Annotated in this window: 16 protein-coding genes; 8 read left to right on the top strand and 8 right to left on the bottom strand. The window is 66.0% G+C overall.

Going from position 1 to position 16096, the window contains the following annotated elements:
- Positions 1-67: 67 nt before the first annotated feature.
- The 4 genes from H9L13_RS04460 to H9L13_RS04445 form a co-directional block, all read right to left on the bottom strand.
- Positions 68-208, bottom strand: a complete 141-nt coding sequence (locus H9L13_RS04460) for an entericidin EcnA/B family protein (protein WP_187539381.1) — start codon at positions 206-208, stop codon at positions 68-70.
- Positions 209-281: 73 nt separating this feature from the next.
- On the bottom strand, positions 282-425 hold the full coding sequence (locus H9L13_RS04455; RefSeq protein WP_187539379.1) for an entericidin EcnA/B family protein: 144 nt from the start codon (positions 423-425) through the stop codon (positions 282-284).
- Positions 426-521: 96 nt separating this feature from the next.
- The gene (locus tag H9L13_RS04450) at positions 522-1316 is read right to left on the bottom strand and encodes a thymidylate synthase (protein WP_187539377.1); all 795 of its coding nucleotides are present in this window, start codon (positions 1314-1316) and stop codon (positions 522-524) included.
- Between the two features lie 40 nt (positions 1317-1356).
- Positions 1357-2022 (bottom strand): glutathione S-transferase family protein, encoded by a 666-nt coding sequence (locus H9L13_RS04445; RefSeq protein WP_187539375.1) that lies wholly within the window; start codon positions 2020-2022, stop codon positions 1357-1359.
- Positions 2023-2104: 82 nt separating this feature from the next.
- Here H9L13_RS04445 and H9L13_RS04440 point away from each other — a divergent pair, with 82 nt between their 5' ends.
- A complete protein-coding gene (locus tag H9L13_RS04440) occupies positions 2105-2422 on the top strand; it encodes a hypothetical protein (RefSeq protein ID WP_187539373.1) in 318 nt (105 codons plus the stop codon).
- An 11-nt stretch (positions 2423-2433) separates the two neighbouring features.
- Here H9L13_RS04440 and H9L13_RS04435 read toward each other — a convergent pair whose 3' ends face one another.
- Positions 2434-3750, bottom strand: coding sequence for a DUF418 domain-containing protein (locus tag H9L13_RS04435; protein WP_187539371.1), 1317 nt, complete (start codon positions 3748-3750; stop codon positions 2434-2436).
- Between the two features lie 174 nt (positions 3751-3924).
- Here H9L13_RS04435 and H9L13_RS04430 point away from each other — a divergent pair, with 174 nt between their 5' ends.
- From H9L13_RS04430 to H9L13_RS04400, 7 genes are all read left to right on the top strand, one after another.
- Complete coding sequence (locus H9L13_RS04430) at positions 3925-6237, top strand: transketolase (RefSeq protein ID WP_187539369.1); 2313 nt, start codon at positions 3925-3927, stop codon at positions 6235-6237.
- Between the two features lie 9 nt (positions 6238-6246).
- Positions 6247-6699, top strand: coding sequence for a MaoC family dehydratase (locus H9L13_RS04425; protein WP_187539367.1), 453 nt, complete (start codon positions 6247-6249; stop codon positions 6697-6699).
- The gene (locus H9L13_RS04420) at positions 6696-7535 is read left to right on the top strand and encodes an HpcH/HpaI aldolase/citrate lyase family protein (RefSeq protein ID WP_187539366.1); all 840 of its coding nucleotides are present in this window, start codon (positions 6696-6698) and stop codon (positions 7533-7535) included. Before H9L13_RS04425 ends, H9L13_RS04420 begins: the two co-directional genes overlap by 4 nt.
- Positions 7536-7544: 9 nt before the next feature.
- Positions 7545-8639 carry an NAD(P)-dependent alcohol dehydrogenase gene (locus H9L13_RS04415; RefSeq protein ID WP_187539364.1) on the top strand — a complete coding sequence of 365 codons (1095 nt, stop codon included), beginning with the start codon at positions 7545-7547 and terminating at the stop codon, positions 8637-8639.
- A complete protein-coding gene (gene acs / locus H9L13_RS04410; RefSeq protein WP_187539362.1) occupies positions 8636-10558 on the top strand; it encodes an acetate--CoA ligase in 1923 nt (640 codons plus the stop codon). The genes H9L13_RS04415 and acs overlap by 4 nt, the downstream gene beginning before the upstream one ends.
- A 44-nt stretch (positions 10559-10602) precedes the next feature.
- Complete coding sequence (locus H9L13_RS04405; protein ID WP_187539360.1) at positions 10603-11058, top strand: DUF3833 family protein; 456 nt, start codon at positions 10603-10605, stop codon at positions 11056-11058.
- A gap of 239 nt (positions 11059-11297) precedes the next feature.
- Entirely contained in the window at positions 11298-12953 is a 1656-nt protein-coding gene (locus tag H9L13_RS04400; protein WP_187539358.1) for an MFS transporter, read from the top strand.
- On the opposite strand, the gene H9L13_RS04395 is transcribed toward H9L13_RS04400, so the two are convergent.
- The 3 genes from H9L13_RS04395 to H9L13_RS04385 are packed head-to-tail and all read right to left on the bottom strand — an operon-like array spanning position 12950 to position 15945.
- Positions 12950-14389, bottom strand: coding sequence for a M28 family peptidase (locus H9L13_RS04395; protein ID WP_187539356.1), 1440 nt, complete (start codon positions 14387-14389; stop codon positions 12950-12952). The two genes, H9L13_RS04400 and H9L13_RS04395, sit on opposite strands and share 4 nt — an antisense overlap.
- Positions 14386-15087 carry a 6-phosphogluconolactonase gene (pgl, locus tag H9L13_RS04390; RefSeq protein ID WP_187539354.1) on the bottom strand — a complete coding sequence of 234 codons (702 nt, stop codon included), beginning with the start codon at positions 15085-15087 and terminating at the stop codon, positions 14386-14388. Before pgl ends, H9L13_RS04395 begins: the two co-directional genes overlap by 4 nt.
- Positions 15088-15108: 21 nt before the next feature.
- Complete coding sequence (locus H9L13_RS04385; protein WP_187539352.1) at positions 15109-15945, bottom strand: energy transducer TonB; 837 nt, start codon at positions 15943-15945, stop codon at positions 15109-15111.
- Between the last annotated feature and the right edge of the window lie 151 nt (positions 15946-16096).

Genomic DNA, 16096 nt, shown 5'->3' with positions numbered 1-16096 from the left:
TCGACAAAAAAAGCCCCGCCGGGACATCACCCGGCGGGGCTTTTGCTTTTGACCAGGCGCCGTCAGCTTAGCAGGTGCGGCCCTCGATCGTATTTTCGGTGCAGTTGGCAACCGACGAAACGTCCTCGCCGGCGCCGCGCACCGTGTTGCAAGCGCTGACGATGAGCGCAGCGCCGATCAGTGCGGCGGTTGCGATCTTCTGAAACATGCATCGCTCCTTCATTGTGGGGGCGGAACAATCATGGCCATGACGGCCATGACTTGTCCAGCGTCACATTGAATTAGCAGGTGCCCGTGCCGTCGATGGCATTTTCGGTGCAATTGGCAACCGACTTCACGTCTTCGCCTGCGCCGCGCACGGTGTTGCACGCCGAAACAATCAGTGCAGCGCCGATAAGTGCTGCCGTTGCGATCTTCTGAAACATGGATCGTCTCCCTATCTAACCGCCGTTGAACGCCGCCAAACGCGATGCGCTCCATTTCGCTCACGAAATTTTCGTCGGCGCCGCGACGGGACGCTGTCAAACCGCGACGGGCGCGGCGATATGCGGGTGCGGATCGTAGCTTTCGAACACGAAATCCTCGGGCTGGTAATCGAACAGGCCCTGCCCGCGATCCTTGATCACCAGTTGCGGCAGCGGCCGCGGCTCGCGGCTCAATTGCAGCCGCGCCTGGTCGAGGTGGTTGGAATAGAGGTGGCAATCGCCGCCGGTCCACACGAACACGCCGGGCGCCAGCCCGCATTCGCGCGCCAGCATGTGGGTGAGCAGCGCATAGCTGGCGATGTTGAACGGCACGCCGAGGAAGATATCGGCGCTGCGTTGATACAGCTGCAGGTTGAGCCGCCCAGCAGCGACTTGCGTCTGGAACAGGCAGTGGCACGGCGCCAGCGCCATCCGCGACAGTTCGCCCGGGTTCCAAGCAGTGACGATCTGCCGCCGCGAATAGGGGTCGCTTTTGATCAGTTCGACGAGGTTCGCGATCTGGTCGACATGGCGGCCGTCCGCCGTCTCCCAGTCGCGCCACTGCTTGCCGTAGACGGGGCCAAGGTCACCCTGCCCGTCCGCCCATTCGTCCCAGATGCGCACGTTGCGCTCTTTCAGCCAGGCGATGTTGGTGTCCCCGCGCAGGAACCACAGCAATTCGACGATGATCGAGCGCAGGTGCAGTTTCTTGGTCGTCAGTAGCGGGAAGCCGTCGGCCAGGTCGAGGCGCATCTGCGCCCCGAAGTGCGACAGCGTGCCCGTGCCGGTGCGGTCCTGCTGCTCCACGCCCTCGTCGAGGATGCGCTGCATGAGGTCGAGATATTGCTGCATGATCCGACCCTAATCGGGCGAACCTGAGTCGGGAAGCGCTTCACGCTTCCTGGGATTCGAGAAAGACCTGCCGCTGTCCATCGAAGGCGCGCTTGAACGCCGGACGCGCTTCGCCCCGTTCGACGTAGCGTGCGAGCGTGGGGAATTCCTCAAGCAGCGACGTTCCCGGAAGCGTCGGATCCTTCAGCCGGATGAGCACCTCGATCATCATCAGGTCGCCGACGGTGAATTCGCCTTCCAGCCAGTCGCGTTCGCCGAGAAATGCGGAAACCTCCGCCAGCCTCTCGCGCACGCGGTCGTCGAGAAGCGTCAGGCGGTCGCGAAAATACGGCTTGTCCTTCTCCATGATCAGATAGCCCTCGCGCTCGATGATCGGCGGCTCGACCGTGTTGAGCGCGGCGAACAGCCAGACGATCGCGCGTTCGCGGGCCTCGGCATCGCCCGGCAACAGGCCGGGGCGCGATTCGGCAAGATGCAGCGCGATTGCGCCGGATTCGAACAACGTCAGCTCGCCCTCCTCATAAGTCGGGATCTTGCCGAACGGATGGCGCGCGCGGTGCTCCGATTCCTTGAGCTTGGCGAACGGCACCGTGCGGACGTCATAATCCTGCCCGACCTCCTCAAGCGCCCAGCGCACGCGCATGTCCCGCGCCACTCCCTGTCCGCCGTCGGGCGAATCCGCGAATACGGTGAGGATGGGTTTCATCGATGCCTCCGCTTGTATCCGGCAGCTACGCGTGAACGGGCGCCGGGTTGCCGACCGTCTTCGTACAGGTCATGATCGGCGCATGAAGCGCGGCGTCCGTCCTGCCAAATGGCTATGGCTCGTTGCGTTGTCGCCCACGCCGCTCGCCGCGCAGGCGGCTCCGCAACCGCCCGACCCCGACGAAATCATCGTCGAAGGCCGCCGCGCGAACGAACGATATCGGTTGCCTCAAGACATGCGCATGGCGCTGCCGGAGGCATCAAGTGCGCCCCGCGCGTTCGATCCGCGCTTGGCCTGTCAAAACGTCGGCCCCTACAGCTGCGGCACCGATCTCGTCCCTATCGTCACCGTCCGCAGCGACGGCAGCACGCAAATCGGCACGGGGCCCGACGAGCGCTAGGCCCCCCGCCGCTACGCCGCGGGCAGCGGCGCGGCGCCGATCGGCCCGCCGCCCGCCGCGCGCCGGAAGGGCGGCGCCTTGCCGTAGGTCAGCGTGCGCCACACCCATTCGGCCGGGCCAAAGTGAAAGTGCCGCAGCCAGACTGGACTGGCGAGGATCTGGAAGGTCCACACCGCAAGGACGATGAAATAGAGCTGGTGGCGCTGCAAAACGCCCCAATAGCCGAGCAGCACGAAGACCGTCAGCGCGACCAGCGAGTGCGTCAGATAATTCGTCAGCGCCAATTGCCCAACCGCGGCCATCGACCGTCTCAGCCAGCCGAAGACCCCTGATTTCAAGAACAGCATCAGTACGCCAAGGTGCCCCGCGGTCATCGCCAGCCGGCTGAAATCGTAGGTAATATTGGCCTGATGGTAGGCCAGGCTCGTGAAGCCATGGTCCATGATCCAATTGGCTTCATACATGTTGAGCGGGACGCCGATGGCGTAGCCTCCAGCCGCCATTGCGGCATAGACTTTGCCGGGCACGTCCAGGGTCAGCACGCCAAGGCGGAACAGCGCCATGCCCATCATCATCATGCCGAAGATGTCGAAGAAATAGCGGTACAGCGACCATGACTGAAATTCGGCGATGCGCGGGGCGTAGGTCTTGAGCGCGCCCCAATAGGATCCGGCAATCGACGCCTTCATCTCCTTGATGACGACAGGCGGCGGTCCGGCACGCTCCTCCTTTTTCCATTCGGCGATCGTCTCCTTTTGCGCGGGGGTGCGGCTGGCTTCGGGGACCTTGGCCGCCTGCTCGTATTTCGAATGCTTTTCGAGCGCATGGGCGGTTTCGATCCCGCTCCACGCCGAGCCGATCACGAAGGAGGCGAGACCAAAGGCGAGAAGGGCCTTGCCGCTGAGCTTGCGGAAGGCAAACAGGAACAAGGCCGTGATCCCATAATAATAGAGGATGTCGCCGACCCACAGCAGCACCCAGGCGTTGACCAGGCCGAACGCGATCAGCCAGAGGTTGCGCCGGAAGAAGATGTCGTACCCGGCCGCGCCCTGCGTTTTCTCGAGCCGCTCGGTAAGAAGGATGACTCCGGCGCCGAACAGCATCGAAAACAACGCCCGTTGCGTGCCTTCGAAACCGACATTGACGACGTACCAGGTGGTCAGGTTGATCCCGGTGGCCCCGCCCTGAATGGTCGGATTGTCATACGCCGGCCCGAGTCCCATCCCGACGATGTTCATCAGCAAGATGCCGAACAGGGCGCAGCCGCGCACGAAATCGAGCGATTCAATGCGCCGCGCCGCCGTCGGCGCAAGAACGGTCTCGGTCATCTGATCAGCCCCCGCTGGATGCGCCCGCTTACGCCTGAGGCGCCCGAGCCCCCAGTTACCTTCCGATAATTCGCTGTTGCCGAGGCGCTTCCTGAGCTTGTCGAAGGGGTGGTCTTGTCCTTAGGGCGAAGGCGGGATCGGGCTTCGACAAGCTCAGCCTGGACGGAGTTTGGATTGCTGAAGCCGCTGACCACCGACATTGCCTCGCTCAAGCTGCTCGACGAGCGGCTCCGCTGGTTGTCGGCATGGACCATCCACCACGCCAACCACGTCCGGGAAAGCGACGACGGGCTCAAGGTCGGCGGGCATCAGGCGAGCTGCGCGTCGATGACCGCGATCATGGCCGCGCTCTACTTTCATGCGCTCGGACCGAACGACCGCGTCGCGGTCAAGCCGCATGCCGGGCCGGTGCTGCACGCCATTCACTACCTCCTCGGCTCCCAGAGCCGCGAGGCGCTGGAGAATTTCCGCGGCTTCGGCGGCGCGCAATCCTATCCCAGCCGGACCAAGGACCGCATCCCGGTCGATTTTTCGACCGGCTCGGTCGGCCTTGGCGTCGCGATCACGCTCTTTGCCAGCCTGGTGCAGGATCTGCTCACCGCGCACGGCAAGCTCGACGAGGCGGATCGCGGCCGTTTCGTCGCGCTGATCGGCGACGCCGAGCTCGACGAGGGCAATATCTACGAAGCTTTGATCGAAGGGCACAAGCACGACGTCCGCAACCTGTGGTGGATCGTCGACTACAATCGCCAGAGCCTCGACGCGACCAGCACCGACCGCATGTTCGAGCGGTTCGACGAAATCTTCCGCAGTTGCGGCTGGCGCATCGCCGAGCTTCGCTACGGCAAGCGCCTCAAGGCCGCGCTCGATGGTGCGCCCAAGCTCAAGGCGTGGTTCGAACAGCTGCCCAATGCGGACTTGTCCGCGCTCCACTACCAAGGCGGCGCGGCGTGGCGGGCGCGGATCGAAGCGGAGGTTGGCAAGCCCGCCGAAACGCTGCTCAAGGCGCATGACGATGACGCCTTGGCGTCGCTGTTCACCGACCTCGGCGGGCATTGCATGGAAACGCTGGTCGACGCGTTCGACGCCGCGAACGACGACGTGCCGACGCTGTTCATTGCCTGGACGGTCAAGGGCTTCGGCCTGCCCTTCGCCGGGCACAAGGACAATCACGCCGGCCTGATGAACCCGACCCAGCTCGCCGCGCTGCGCGAAGGCATGGGCGTGCGCGAAGGCAGCGAGTGGGAGCCGCTCGAAGGCATCGGCGACAATGCCCGCACCGGGGTCGAAGCGCTGATCGAACGTAGCCGCGTCGCCCGCGACAAGCGTGCCCGTGCATTCGGGCAGGTCACGGTTCCGGCCATCCCCGCCCCATCGGGTGAAGAACAATCGACCCAGGCCGCGTTCGGCCGCATCCTGCTCGACCTGTCCAAGGGCGGCAGCGACATGGCCGACCGCATCGTCACCACTTCGCCCGATGTCACCGTCTCGACCAACCTCGGCGCCTGGGTCAACCAGCGCGGCCTCTTCCGCCGAAGCGAAATGACCGACGTCTTTGCGAAGGCAAAGATTGCATCTGCGCAAAAGTGGTCGGGGACAAATAAGGGCCAGCATATCGAACTGGGCATTGCCGAGAACAACCTGTTTCTGATGCTTGCCGCTGCCGGATTGGCTGGCGACCTGTTCGATCACCGCCTTTTCCCGATCGGCACGCTCTACGACCCGTTCATCGCCCGCGGCCTCGATGCGCTGAACTACGCCTGCTACCAGGATGCGCGCTTCCTGCTCGTCGCGACGCCAAGCGGGATCACGCTGGGGCCGGAGGGCGGCGCGCACCAGTCGATCAATCCGCCGCTGATCGCGCTCGGCCAGCCGGGGCTACGCCATTACGAACCCGCTTTCGCCGACGAGCTTGCGGCGATGATGGAAACCGCCTTCCGCCTGATCGACGATCCCGACGGCGAGAGCACCTATCTGCGCCTGTCCACCCGCAACATCCGCCAGGTCGCGCGCGAGGGCGACGGCTGGCGCGAGGGCGCGATCGCCGGCGGCTATTGGCTACGCGAACCCGGCGCAGACGCCGAAGCCGCGATCGTCGCGATGGGCGCGGTGATGCCCGAAGCGCTTGCCGCCTGGGAGGAACTGCGCGACGACATCCCCGGCCTTGGCCTGCTCGCAATCACCTCCCCCGACCTCCTCCACCGCGGCTGGACCGAGGCACAGGCGGCCCGCTGGGGCGGAACGCGCAGCGCCAGCCATATTGAGCAACTGCTCTCGCAGCTCGGCCGTGGTGCGGGGCTGGTGACCATCGCCGACGCCGCGCCTGCGTCGCTGTCGTGGCTCGGCGGCGTGCTCGGCCAGCGCGTCGCGCCTTTGGGCATCGACAAGTTCGGCCAGACGGGAACACTCGCGGACCTGTACGCCGCCTACCGCCTCGACGGCGCCGCGATCACCGAAGCCGTTGCCGAGCTTCTGCTCCCAGCCTAGAGCCGCCCCATGCCCGGACGCTACTTCGACGAATGGCAGGTCGGCGACCGCATCGAACATGCCGTCACCCGTACCGTCACCGAGACCGACAATCTGCTGATCTCGACGCTAACTCACAATGTGCAGCCGCTGCACCTCGACGCCGAGGCCGCGAAGGACAGCGAGTTCGGACAGATCCTCGTCAACAGCTGCTTTACCTTCAGCCTGACGGTCGGCATTTCGGTCGCCGACACCACGCTCGGCACGCTCGTCGCCAATCTCGGCTTCGACGAGGTCAAGTTTCCCAAATCGGTGTTCTGCGGCGATACGCTGCGCATCGAAAGCGAGGTAATCGCCGTGCGTGAGAGCGGTTCCCGGCCGACTGCGGGGATCGTCACCTGGGAACATCGCGCGATCAACCAGCGCGGCGAGGTCGTCTGCACGATGAAGCGATCGGCACTGCTCCACAAGTCGCCGGCATGACCAGCACGGCCGAGCCGCGCAGCTGGCTGTTCGTCCCCGCCGACAGCGAGAAGAAGGTCGCCAAGGCGCTGGAGACCGAAGCCGATGCGGTGATCTTCGACCTCGAAGACAGCGTCGTGCCCGACCGCAAGAAGGCGGCGCGCGAGATCATCAAGGAATTGCCCAAGCGCTCCAACGGCCCGCATTGGTGGGTGCGCGTCAATCCGCTCGGCAGCGAATATCACAAGGACGATCTGCGCCTGATCCGCAGCGCCTACGTGCACGGCATCGTCCTGCCCAAGGCCGAAAGCGGGGTCGACGTGACCGAGTTGGCGCACCGCACCGGCAACATCCCCGTCCACGCCATCGTCACCGAGACTGCGGCGAGCCTGTTCGGCCTGCTCAGCTATCGCCTCCCCGGATCGCCACTGGTGGCGATGAGTTGGGGCGCCGAGGATCTGTCCGCCGCGCTTGGCGCCGCATCCAAATATGATGCGGAGGGGGAGCTTAGCTTCACCTACAAGCTCGCGCGCTCGCTTTGCCTGGCCGGCGCGGTTGCTGCGGGCGTGCAGCCGGTCGACGGGGTGTTCGCCGATTTCAAGGACGACAAGGGCCTGAAGCGCGAAGCCGAGGCGGCGCGGCGCGAGGGCTTCACCGGCAAGCTTGCCATCCACCCTGCGCAGGTGCCGATCATCAACGCCGCCTTCACCCCGTCCAAGGCCGAGATCCGCCATGCCGAGGCCATCGTCGCCGCGTTCGAGGCACAACCGAGCGCGGGCGTGCTTTCGGTCGGTGGAAAGATGGTCGACCGGCCCCACTTGGTGCAGGCGAAGAGAATATTGGAACGACCGCGATAGGAGAAGATCATGGCGACCACTGCTGAGCCGACCCCGGCGATCGAAACGACGGGCGGGCCGACCCCGGCCAAGGGTTGGGGCACCGACGCGCCGGACCAGCCGCTTCGCCCGATGACCTTCGAACGCCGCGCGCTTCGCCCCGACGACGTCGCCATCCGCATCACTTACGCCGGCATCTGCCACAGCGACCTGCACACCGCGCGCAACGATTGGGGCGGGACCGCTTATCCGAACATCCCGGGGCATGAGATCGTCGGCGAAGTCACCGCAATCGGCAACGAGGTCACCCGCCATCGCGTCGGCGATATCGTTGCGGTCGGCTGCATGGTCGATAGCTGCATGACCTGCGACCAGTGCCTCGAAGGCTGGGAAGTGTTCTGCCGCGAAGGCTGCACGCAAACCTACAACAGCCCCGACCGCCACACGCAGGAGATCACCAAGGGCGGCTACACCGATCATATCGTCGTGCGCGACCATTTCGTGCTCAAGGTGCCCCACGGCATGGACCAGGCGCGCGTCGCGCCGTTGCTGTGCGCGGGCATCACGACCTACTCGCCGCTGCGCCAGTACCAGGTCGGCGAAGGCACCAAGATGGCCGTCGTCGGCCTCGGCGGGCTCGGCCACATGGGGGTCAAGCTCGGCGCGGCGATGGGCGCGCACGTCACCATCATCACCACCACCCCGGCCAAGGGCGAGGATGCGCGGGCGCTCGGCGCGCATGACGTGATCGTCTCGACCGACCCGGCGCAGATGGCTGCGGCGGGGGCGCGCTTCGACTTCATCCTCAACACCGTGCCGGTGGGCCATGAGATCGACCCTTATCTCCAGCTGCTCGGCCGTTCGGGGCGGATGGTGATCGTCGGCGCGCTGACCGAGATGCCGCCGTTCCGCGGGATCAACCTCATCTGGTGGAACCGCGCGGTCGGCGGATCGGCGATCGGCGGCATCCCGGAAACGCAGGAGATGCTCGATTTCTGCGCCGCGAAGGACATCTATCCCGAGTGCGAGTTCATCGCGATGGAGGAGGTCAACGAGGCCTATGAGCGCCTGCTCAAGAACGACGTCCGCTACCGCTTCGTGATCGACATGAGCCGGGGTTTGTGAGCGCCGAAACGCACCCCGTCCCTCAAGACTTCCGGGCGCGGATCGGCCCGGACGAACTGGCTGCGCTCCGCCGCGCGTTCGATGCCGATCCCGATGCCTTCTGGCTCGACCAAGCGCAGCGCCTCGACTGGGAGAAGGCGCCGTCGCAGGCGGGCGATTGGTCGTTCGCCGAAGAGGGTTTCGCCATCCGCTGGTACGGCGACGGCCAGCTCAACCTGTCGGTCAATTGCCTCGACCGCCATCTCCCCGCGCACGGCGACCGCACCGCGTTGATCTTCGAAGCCGACGAGCCGGGGACCGGCCGCACCGTCACCTATCGCGAGCTCTACGAAGAGACGTGCCGCTTCGCCAATTTGCTCAAGCAGCGCGGGATCGCGCGTGGCGACCGCGTCATGATCTACATGCCGATGATCCCCGAAGCGGCGGCGGCGATGCTCGCCTGCGCGCGGATCGGGGCGATCCATTCGGTGGTGTTCGGCGGCTTCTCGCCCGAAAGCCTCGCGGGGCGAATCAAGGATTGTGATGCTTGCTGCGTGATCACCGCCGACGAAGGTGTGCGCGGTGGCAAGTACATCCCGCTCAAACGCAACGTCGATACGGCGCTGGAAATGGGCGACGTGCCCACCGTCATCGTCGTCAAGCGCACCGGCGAAGACGTGCCGATGAAGCACGGCCGCGACATCTTCTATGAAGATTGGCGAGGCGCGCTCGCCACCGACTGCGCGCCCGAAGCGATGAACGCCGAAGACCCGTTGTTCATCCTCTACACGTCCGGATCGACGGGAAAGCCCAAGGGCGTGGTCCACACCACTGGCGGCTATGCGGTGTGGGCGGCGACGACCTTCGACTGGATTTTCGACTGTCGCGAGGACGACATCTTCTGGTGCACCGCCGACATCGGCTGGATCACCGGCCACAGCTATGTCGTCTACGGCCCACTGATGAACCGCGCGACCAGCGTGATGTTCGACGGCGTGCCCAACTACCCCGACTTCGGCCGCTTCTGGGAAACGATCGACCGCTTGGGCGTCACCATCTTCTATACCGCGCCGACTGCAATCCGCGCGCTCGAGCGGGAGGGCGACAATTGGGTCACGCGCCACAAGCGCAGTTCGCTGCGGCTGCTCGGCACGGTCGGCGAGCCGATCAATCCCGACGCCTGGGAATGGTATTGGCGCGTGGTCGGTGACGGCCGCTGCCCGGTGGTCGACACCTGGTGGCAGACCGAGACCGGCGGGATCCTCATCTCCCCCTTCCCCGGCGCGACACCGATGAAGCCGGGATCGGCGACGCAGCCGCTGCCAGGGATCACCGCCGAACTGGTCGACGCTGAGGGAAAGACGCTCGACGGCGCGGCCAGCGGCAACCTCGTCCTTACCTCATCCTGGCCGGGACAGATGCGCACGGTGTGGGGCGATCACGCGCGCTTCTTCGAAACCTATTTCAGCACCTATCGCGGGAAATATTTCACCGGCGACGGCTGCCGCCGCGACGAGGACGGCTATTATTGGATCACCGGCCGCGTCGACGATGTGATCAACGTCAGCGGCCACCGCATCGGTAGCGCCGAGGTCGAGAGCGCGCTCGTGTCGCACCGCAAGGTCGCCGAGGCCGCGGTCGTCGGCTTCCCGCACGACATCAAGGGCCAGGCGATCTACGCCTTCGTCACGCTCAATGCCGGGGAAGAGGGCAATGACGATTTGCGCAAGGAGCTGATCCAGGAAGTCCGCCACGACATCGGCGCGCTGGCCGCCCCCGACAAGATCCACTTCACCCCTGCCTTGCCCAAGACCCGCTCGGGCAAGATCATGCGCCGCATCCTGCGCAAGATCGCCGAGGGCGAAACGCAAGGCTTCGGCGACACCTCGACGCTCGCCGACCCCAGCGTCGTCGACGCGCTGCTGACCGGGCGACAGTGAGGCGGACCGCGGCGGCGCTGCTCCCGCTCGCGCTTGCCGGATGCATGGACGACAGCACGCCCGCAGCCGCGCCGGGCGCCACCCTCGACCCCGTCGCCTTCTTCGCGGGTAGGAGCATGGGCGAAGGCACGCTCGACCTGCTCGTCGGGAAGAGTGAGCAGATCCGCGTGCGCAGCCTTGGCAGGCGCGATGGCAACGGCGGGCTCGTCCTCGTCCAGGAGATCCGGCAAGGCGACAATGCCCCGCGCCGACGCAGCTGGACGCTCCGCCCCAACGGTGCCGGCCGCTACACCGGCGAACTCACCGACGCGCGCGGCCCGGTCGATGTCGAGGTCGCGGGCGGCTTGGCCCGCATCCGCTACACGATGAAGAACGGCATGGCGGTCGATCAGACGCTCGCCCTGCAGCCCGACGGGCGGACATTGCGCAACAGCTTCAACGTCCGCAAATTCGGCATCCAGGTCGCGCGGCTGGATGAAGTGATCCGCAAGCTGGACTGAACCCCGCCGAATTTCCTGTCCTACAGCGGTGCGAATATGCTCCAAGCTGCGGGATGCTGGCGCCCAATCACCTTGCAAAGACACGCATCGCGCGCCCTTCGCGCGCAAGCGCGCGCGCACGCATGGTGAGTAAGACCTTAGTGCGACTTTCCGCGGTTGCCGTCGGCGATTCGCAAGGCCCTCAATGGCCGTTGCGCGCCGGTTTTCACGCGCTATCCCTTCATTCAGGGGAGAGATGAATGGCGAGCGTTGCGCAATCCGAAGGACATGAAGCTTGGTCGATGAAGCGCGTGGTCGTCGCCTCGTCGGCGGGCACGGCGTTCGAATGGTATGATTTCTTCATCTTCGGCAGCCTTGCGCCGGTCATTTCCAAGGTGTTCTTCGCCGGGCTCGATGCGACCCAGGCGCTGATCGCGGCGCTGGCGTTGTTCGCGGCGGGTTTCGCCTTTCGCCCGCTCGGCGCATTGATCTTCGGCGTTGTCGGCGACCGCATGGGGCGCAAGGGCGCGTTCCTGGTGACGGTCAGCCTGATGGGCGCGGCGACCTTCCTCATCGGCCTGCTGCCGACCTATGCGATGGCCGGCGTGGTCGCGCCGATCCTGCTCATCATCCTGCGCATTTGTCAGGGGATTGCGCTGGGCGGGGAATATGGCGGGGCGGCAATCTATGTCGCCGAGCATGCGCCCAACGATCGGCGCGGCGCCGCCACGGGGTGGATCCAGTCGTCCGCATCCTTCGGCCTGCTCGCCGCGCTCCTCGTCATCGTCGCGACGCGCACGGTGGTGGGCGAAGACGCCTTTGCCGACTGGGGCTGGCGAATCCCCTTCCTGCTGTCGTCGATCCTGCTCGCGATCTCTGTGTACATGCGGGTCAAGCTTGCCGAGAGCCCGCATTTCGCCAAGCTCCGCGAGGACGGCGAAGTGTGCAAGGCGCCCCTGCGCGAAGCCTTTGGCCGGCGCGACAATCTGAAGCGCGTCTTCCTCGCGTTCTTCGGGATTATGTGCGCGCAGGGCGCGGTCTGGTATTTCACCTTCTTCTACATGCAGGTGTTCCTCGAACGCTCGCTCGGCCTGCCCGGCGCGACCAAGGACTTGCTGCTGATCGTCATGACGATCGTCAGCGCGCCGCTCTACGTCTTCTTCGGCTGGCTCAGCGACCGCATCGGGCGCAAGCCGGTGATGGTCGGCGGCATGTTGCTTGCGCTCGCGCTCTACTTCCCTGGCTCGCACCTGATCGCGCAGGGCGCCAACCCCGCGCTCGCTGCGGCCCAGCGTGCAACGCCGGTGATCGTCGAGACCGATCCCGCGACCTGCTCGGTCCAGTTCGATCCGGTGGGCACCGCCAAGTTCACCAGCGCCTGCGACATCGCCAAGAGCACTTTGGTCACCAAGGGCATTTCCTACACGACCCGCCCATCAGCCGATGGCGAGACGCGGGTCGTCGCCGGGTCCAGCATGGTCCCGATCAAGAACGGCGATGGCCTTGCGGGGGCGGACCTGCGCGCGCTCAAGAGCCTCACGGCGGCGGAGATCGGCGGCGCGCTGCAGGCGGCGGGCTATCCGCCGAGCGCCGATCCCAAGGCCGCGAACCTGCCGCTGCTGATCAGCATCCTGCTATTGTTCGTGGTCGCCGCGACAGCGCTCTACGGCCCGCAGGCCGCGGCGCTGGTCGAGATGTTCCCGACGCGCGTGCGCTATACGGCAATGTCCCTGCCCTATCATGTCGGCACCGGATGGGTCGGCGGCTTCTTGCCCGTCACCAGCTTTGCCATCGTCGCCATCACCGGCAACATCTATTCCGGCCTGTGGTACGCGGTTGTCTTCACCGCCATCTCCGCGATCGTCTCGCTGCTGTTCCTCAAGGAGACGCGCGGGCGCCCGCTCGAGGAGATCTAGGGCGTCGGGTAAATCTTGGGATCGGCGAGCGCACGGAGAAGCGCGACATGCAGGTCGGCATCCTCGACCGCGCCGCCGATTTCGATCTTCTGCTTCAGGTCGTCGTTCGGCTGATGATAGGTCGTGCCGAGATAGGCGGTCAGCAGCTTCATGTCGCTGAACGATCCCGAGGCCATGACGCTGGGGATGCCGAGCTTTGTGAAGGCCCAGCCGTCCTGCCGCTCGATCATCACATTGGCTTCGTCGTCGAGATCGACCTTGCGCCCCAATTGGCGCGACGTCGCGTCAATGACTCGGTCAAGCGAGGGAAAACGCCCTCGCCCGATAATCGCGACGGGCAGCCCGCGCGGGTGAATGGCGATGGTATCGACATTGAGGACCGCCACCGGCCGCGGCTCGGCGGGCCGCTGCGCAAAGGCCGTCGCACCAAGGAAGCCGCCGGCCTCTTCGAGCGCGGTGGCGAGGAAGTAAATGTCGCGGACCGGCTTCGGGCCGGCGGCGATCTCGCGCGCGGTTTCGATCAGGACCGCGATCCCGCTCGCATTGTCGATCGCACCGTTGCAGATACGGTCGGGCGCGCCGGGGGGCCGGCAGATTCCGGTATGGTCCCAATGCGACATCATCACTACCGGCTCGCGGCCGTCCCCACTCCCCTTCACCATGCCGACGATGTTCGCGGGATCGATCTGGTCGATGCGCGTGGTGACCTGACCCGATACAGTCAACGGAAGGCGACGTGCCCTGAACCCCCGCCGCGCCGCCGCGCCCAGCATGGTGCGGCCAAGCAGGACGGTTGCTGCCGCATGGGACATTGGGCCGCGCGCTGGTCCAAACGCGTCATTGCCCGGGGCGATGACGCGCTGCGACCTTTTGGCCGCCGCATCCCACGGGCGGTCGGCCGGTTCGACATGAATGACCGCCGCGGCCCCCGCATCGAGGAGCGCCTGGCGCCGATCCTGCCACGACCCGACGCTGCGCGATTCTGGCGGCTGGCCTTGAAGCATGGCGACCACGGCATCCTTGACGGAGATGCCGGCCAGCTCGGGCTCGGTCGCATAGCCTGCAAACAGGACCGGGGCCGTGGCCAGGTCCACTGCGGTGTCGGCTCCGGTCAGCACGATCGAATCCGCCGGCAGCGCGACAGCTGTTCCGTTCCTCGAGAAAGCCAGGCGCGTCGCAACCGGCGTTCGAGCGACGATGTCGATCGTTTGGCGCCAGCTGCTCCCGGCACCTGGCCGCAATCCGGCCTTGGCGAACGCGTCGAGGATATAGGCCTCGGCCCGCTCCCCGCCCGGCGTCCCTGCTTCGCGACCCTCGTAACTGTCGTCGGCGAGGATGCGGATGTGGGTCATCAATCGTTCTGCGGTGATCGGCTCGGCGGCGACCGGGACCGAAGCAGCAGCGCCGATCAGCGCCGCGCCGAGCAGCCGCTTCACGGTGCCCAATGGATGTCGATCGGCTGCTCCGCTTCCGCCAGCACGCGGCCGATCGGCAGCTTCGAACTCTGCCCATCGGCGATTGCGCCTTCCACCAATTCGCGCGTCTCTGCACCGGTGACGGTCAGCAGGACGGTGCGCGCCGACAGGATCGCCGAACGCGTCAGCGTAACGCGGGCGACCGGTGCGTCCTGCGGCATAGGATCGGGCATGACCCCCACGGCATGGCGGCCCTTGGGCGCATTCAGCGCCTCGTCGAGATCGGGGCCGGCGAAGATCGACGCGGTGTGGCCGTCTGACCCGACGCCAAGCCAGGCGAGGTCGAGCGGGAACTTGAGCTCGGCGAGCTTGGCGTTGGCCGAATTGCCGGCCAGCTTGTGGTCGGCAATGTCGCTGGTGATCGGGAACACCCGCGCCCCCGACGGCAGGAAGTTCTGTGCAATCGCCCGGATGTTCGCCCGTTCATCGGTGAGCGGGACCAGCCGCTCGTCGGTCGGGATGATCGTCACCCGCTTCCACGGCAGCTTGGCGCTCGCCAACTTGCGGAAGATCGGCAGCGGCGTCGTGCCGCCGGGAAGCGCGATCAGTGCTTCGCCGCGCGCATCGACCGCGCTTTCGATGATGAAGCCGACATCGCCGGCCACCGCATCGGCAAGCTCGTCGATATCGTCATATTCCCACCATTCGGCTTCAATCATCGGTCAGGCCTTGCGCTGCGTCTATCGCGGGGCCGTTTGCCGGTATCCGAACCATCCCGCAACCGGCTGGCCATATCGGTTCACCGCAGGGCGGAAGCGCAGCCGCTGATAGGCAAGCGCACAAATTTCTCCGTCGATCGCGCGCACGCCGCTGCTGCGGTCGACCGCGCATTCGCTGACGAAGCCGCGGGCATCGACGCGCAAGCGCAGGAACACCTGCGCCCCGCGCGGCCATTGTTCGAGGGTTTCGCGCGGAAAATCGCGACCGCGCAGCACCGGCGTCACCAGTCGCGGCGGCCCGATCGCGCCGCCATCGCCGCCGCCTGACCCGCTGCCCGAGCCCGTGCCGGTGCCCGTCCCCACGCCGCCCGCGCCCGTGCCCGGTCCGCGCACGGCGGCGGCGCCTTGCGTCGGTGCGGCGCCCTGGTTGGGCGTCTCAGTGACCGCAATCGGGTTGGGCCGCTGCGGCTCGACGATCGGCGTGGGGGCGACGACCGGAGTCGCCTGGCTGCGGATGTTGGCCGGCGATCCGCCTTCAGGATCCTTGGGTCGTTGCTGTTCGCGTGGTCGTTGCGGCGGGGGCGGCGGGCGTGGAGGCGGCGCTTCCTCGACGAGGTCAATCGTCTGCAAGACGCTCTGCGGGTCCGAAAGATCGACGCGTCCCGACAATTGGAGGAAGGCAAGCAGGAGCCCCGCATTGATTCCGGCGGCCGCCAGCAGGGCACCGCCCGGGCCTTCCGGTCGAGGTTGGATCGATACATCGGCGGGTGAACGCGCCTTGCGTCGATGCGGTTGCGGAGGCGTATCGAAGACTCGGTGGACGATCTTCCGAAGGTCAGTCCCGATCCGGGACTTCATAGACGCGTCAATAAGTTAACTGCAGTTAATTCGGGCTTGCTGCCGAATGGTTAACCTGCTCTAAACTTTCGCACTTCTCGCGTGGGGACGCGAGTCGCCGGGGAACTTTGGGGAAAGGGGCACCCCCTTGGGACGACAAATCTTTTCTGTG

Source organism: Sphingomonas lutea (genome assembly GCF_014396785.1).
Classification (GTDB): domain Bacteria; phylum Pseudomonadota; class Alphaproteobacteria; order Sphingomonadales; family Sphingomonadaceae; genus Sphingomicrobium; species Sphingomicrobium luteum.
Note: the sequence above shows the minus strand (reverse complement) of the source record. Positions and strands in the feature narration are given on the sequence as shown.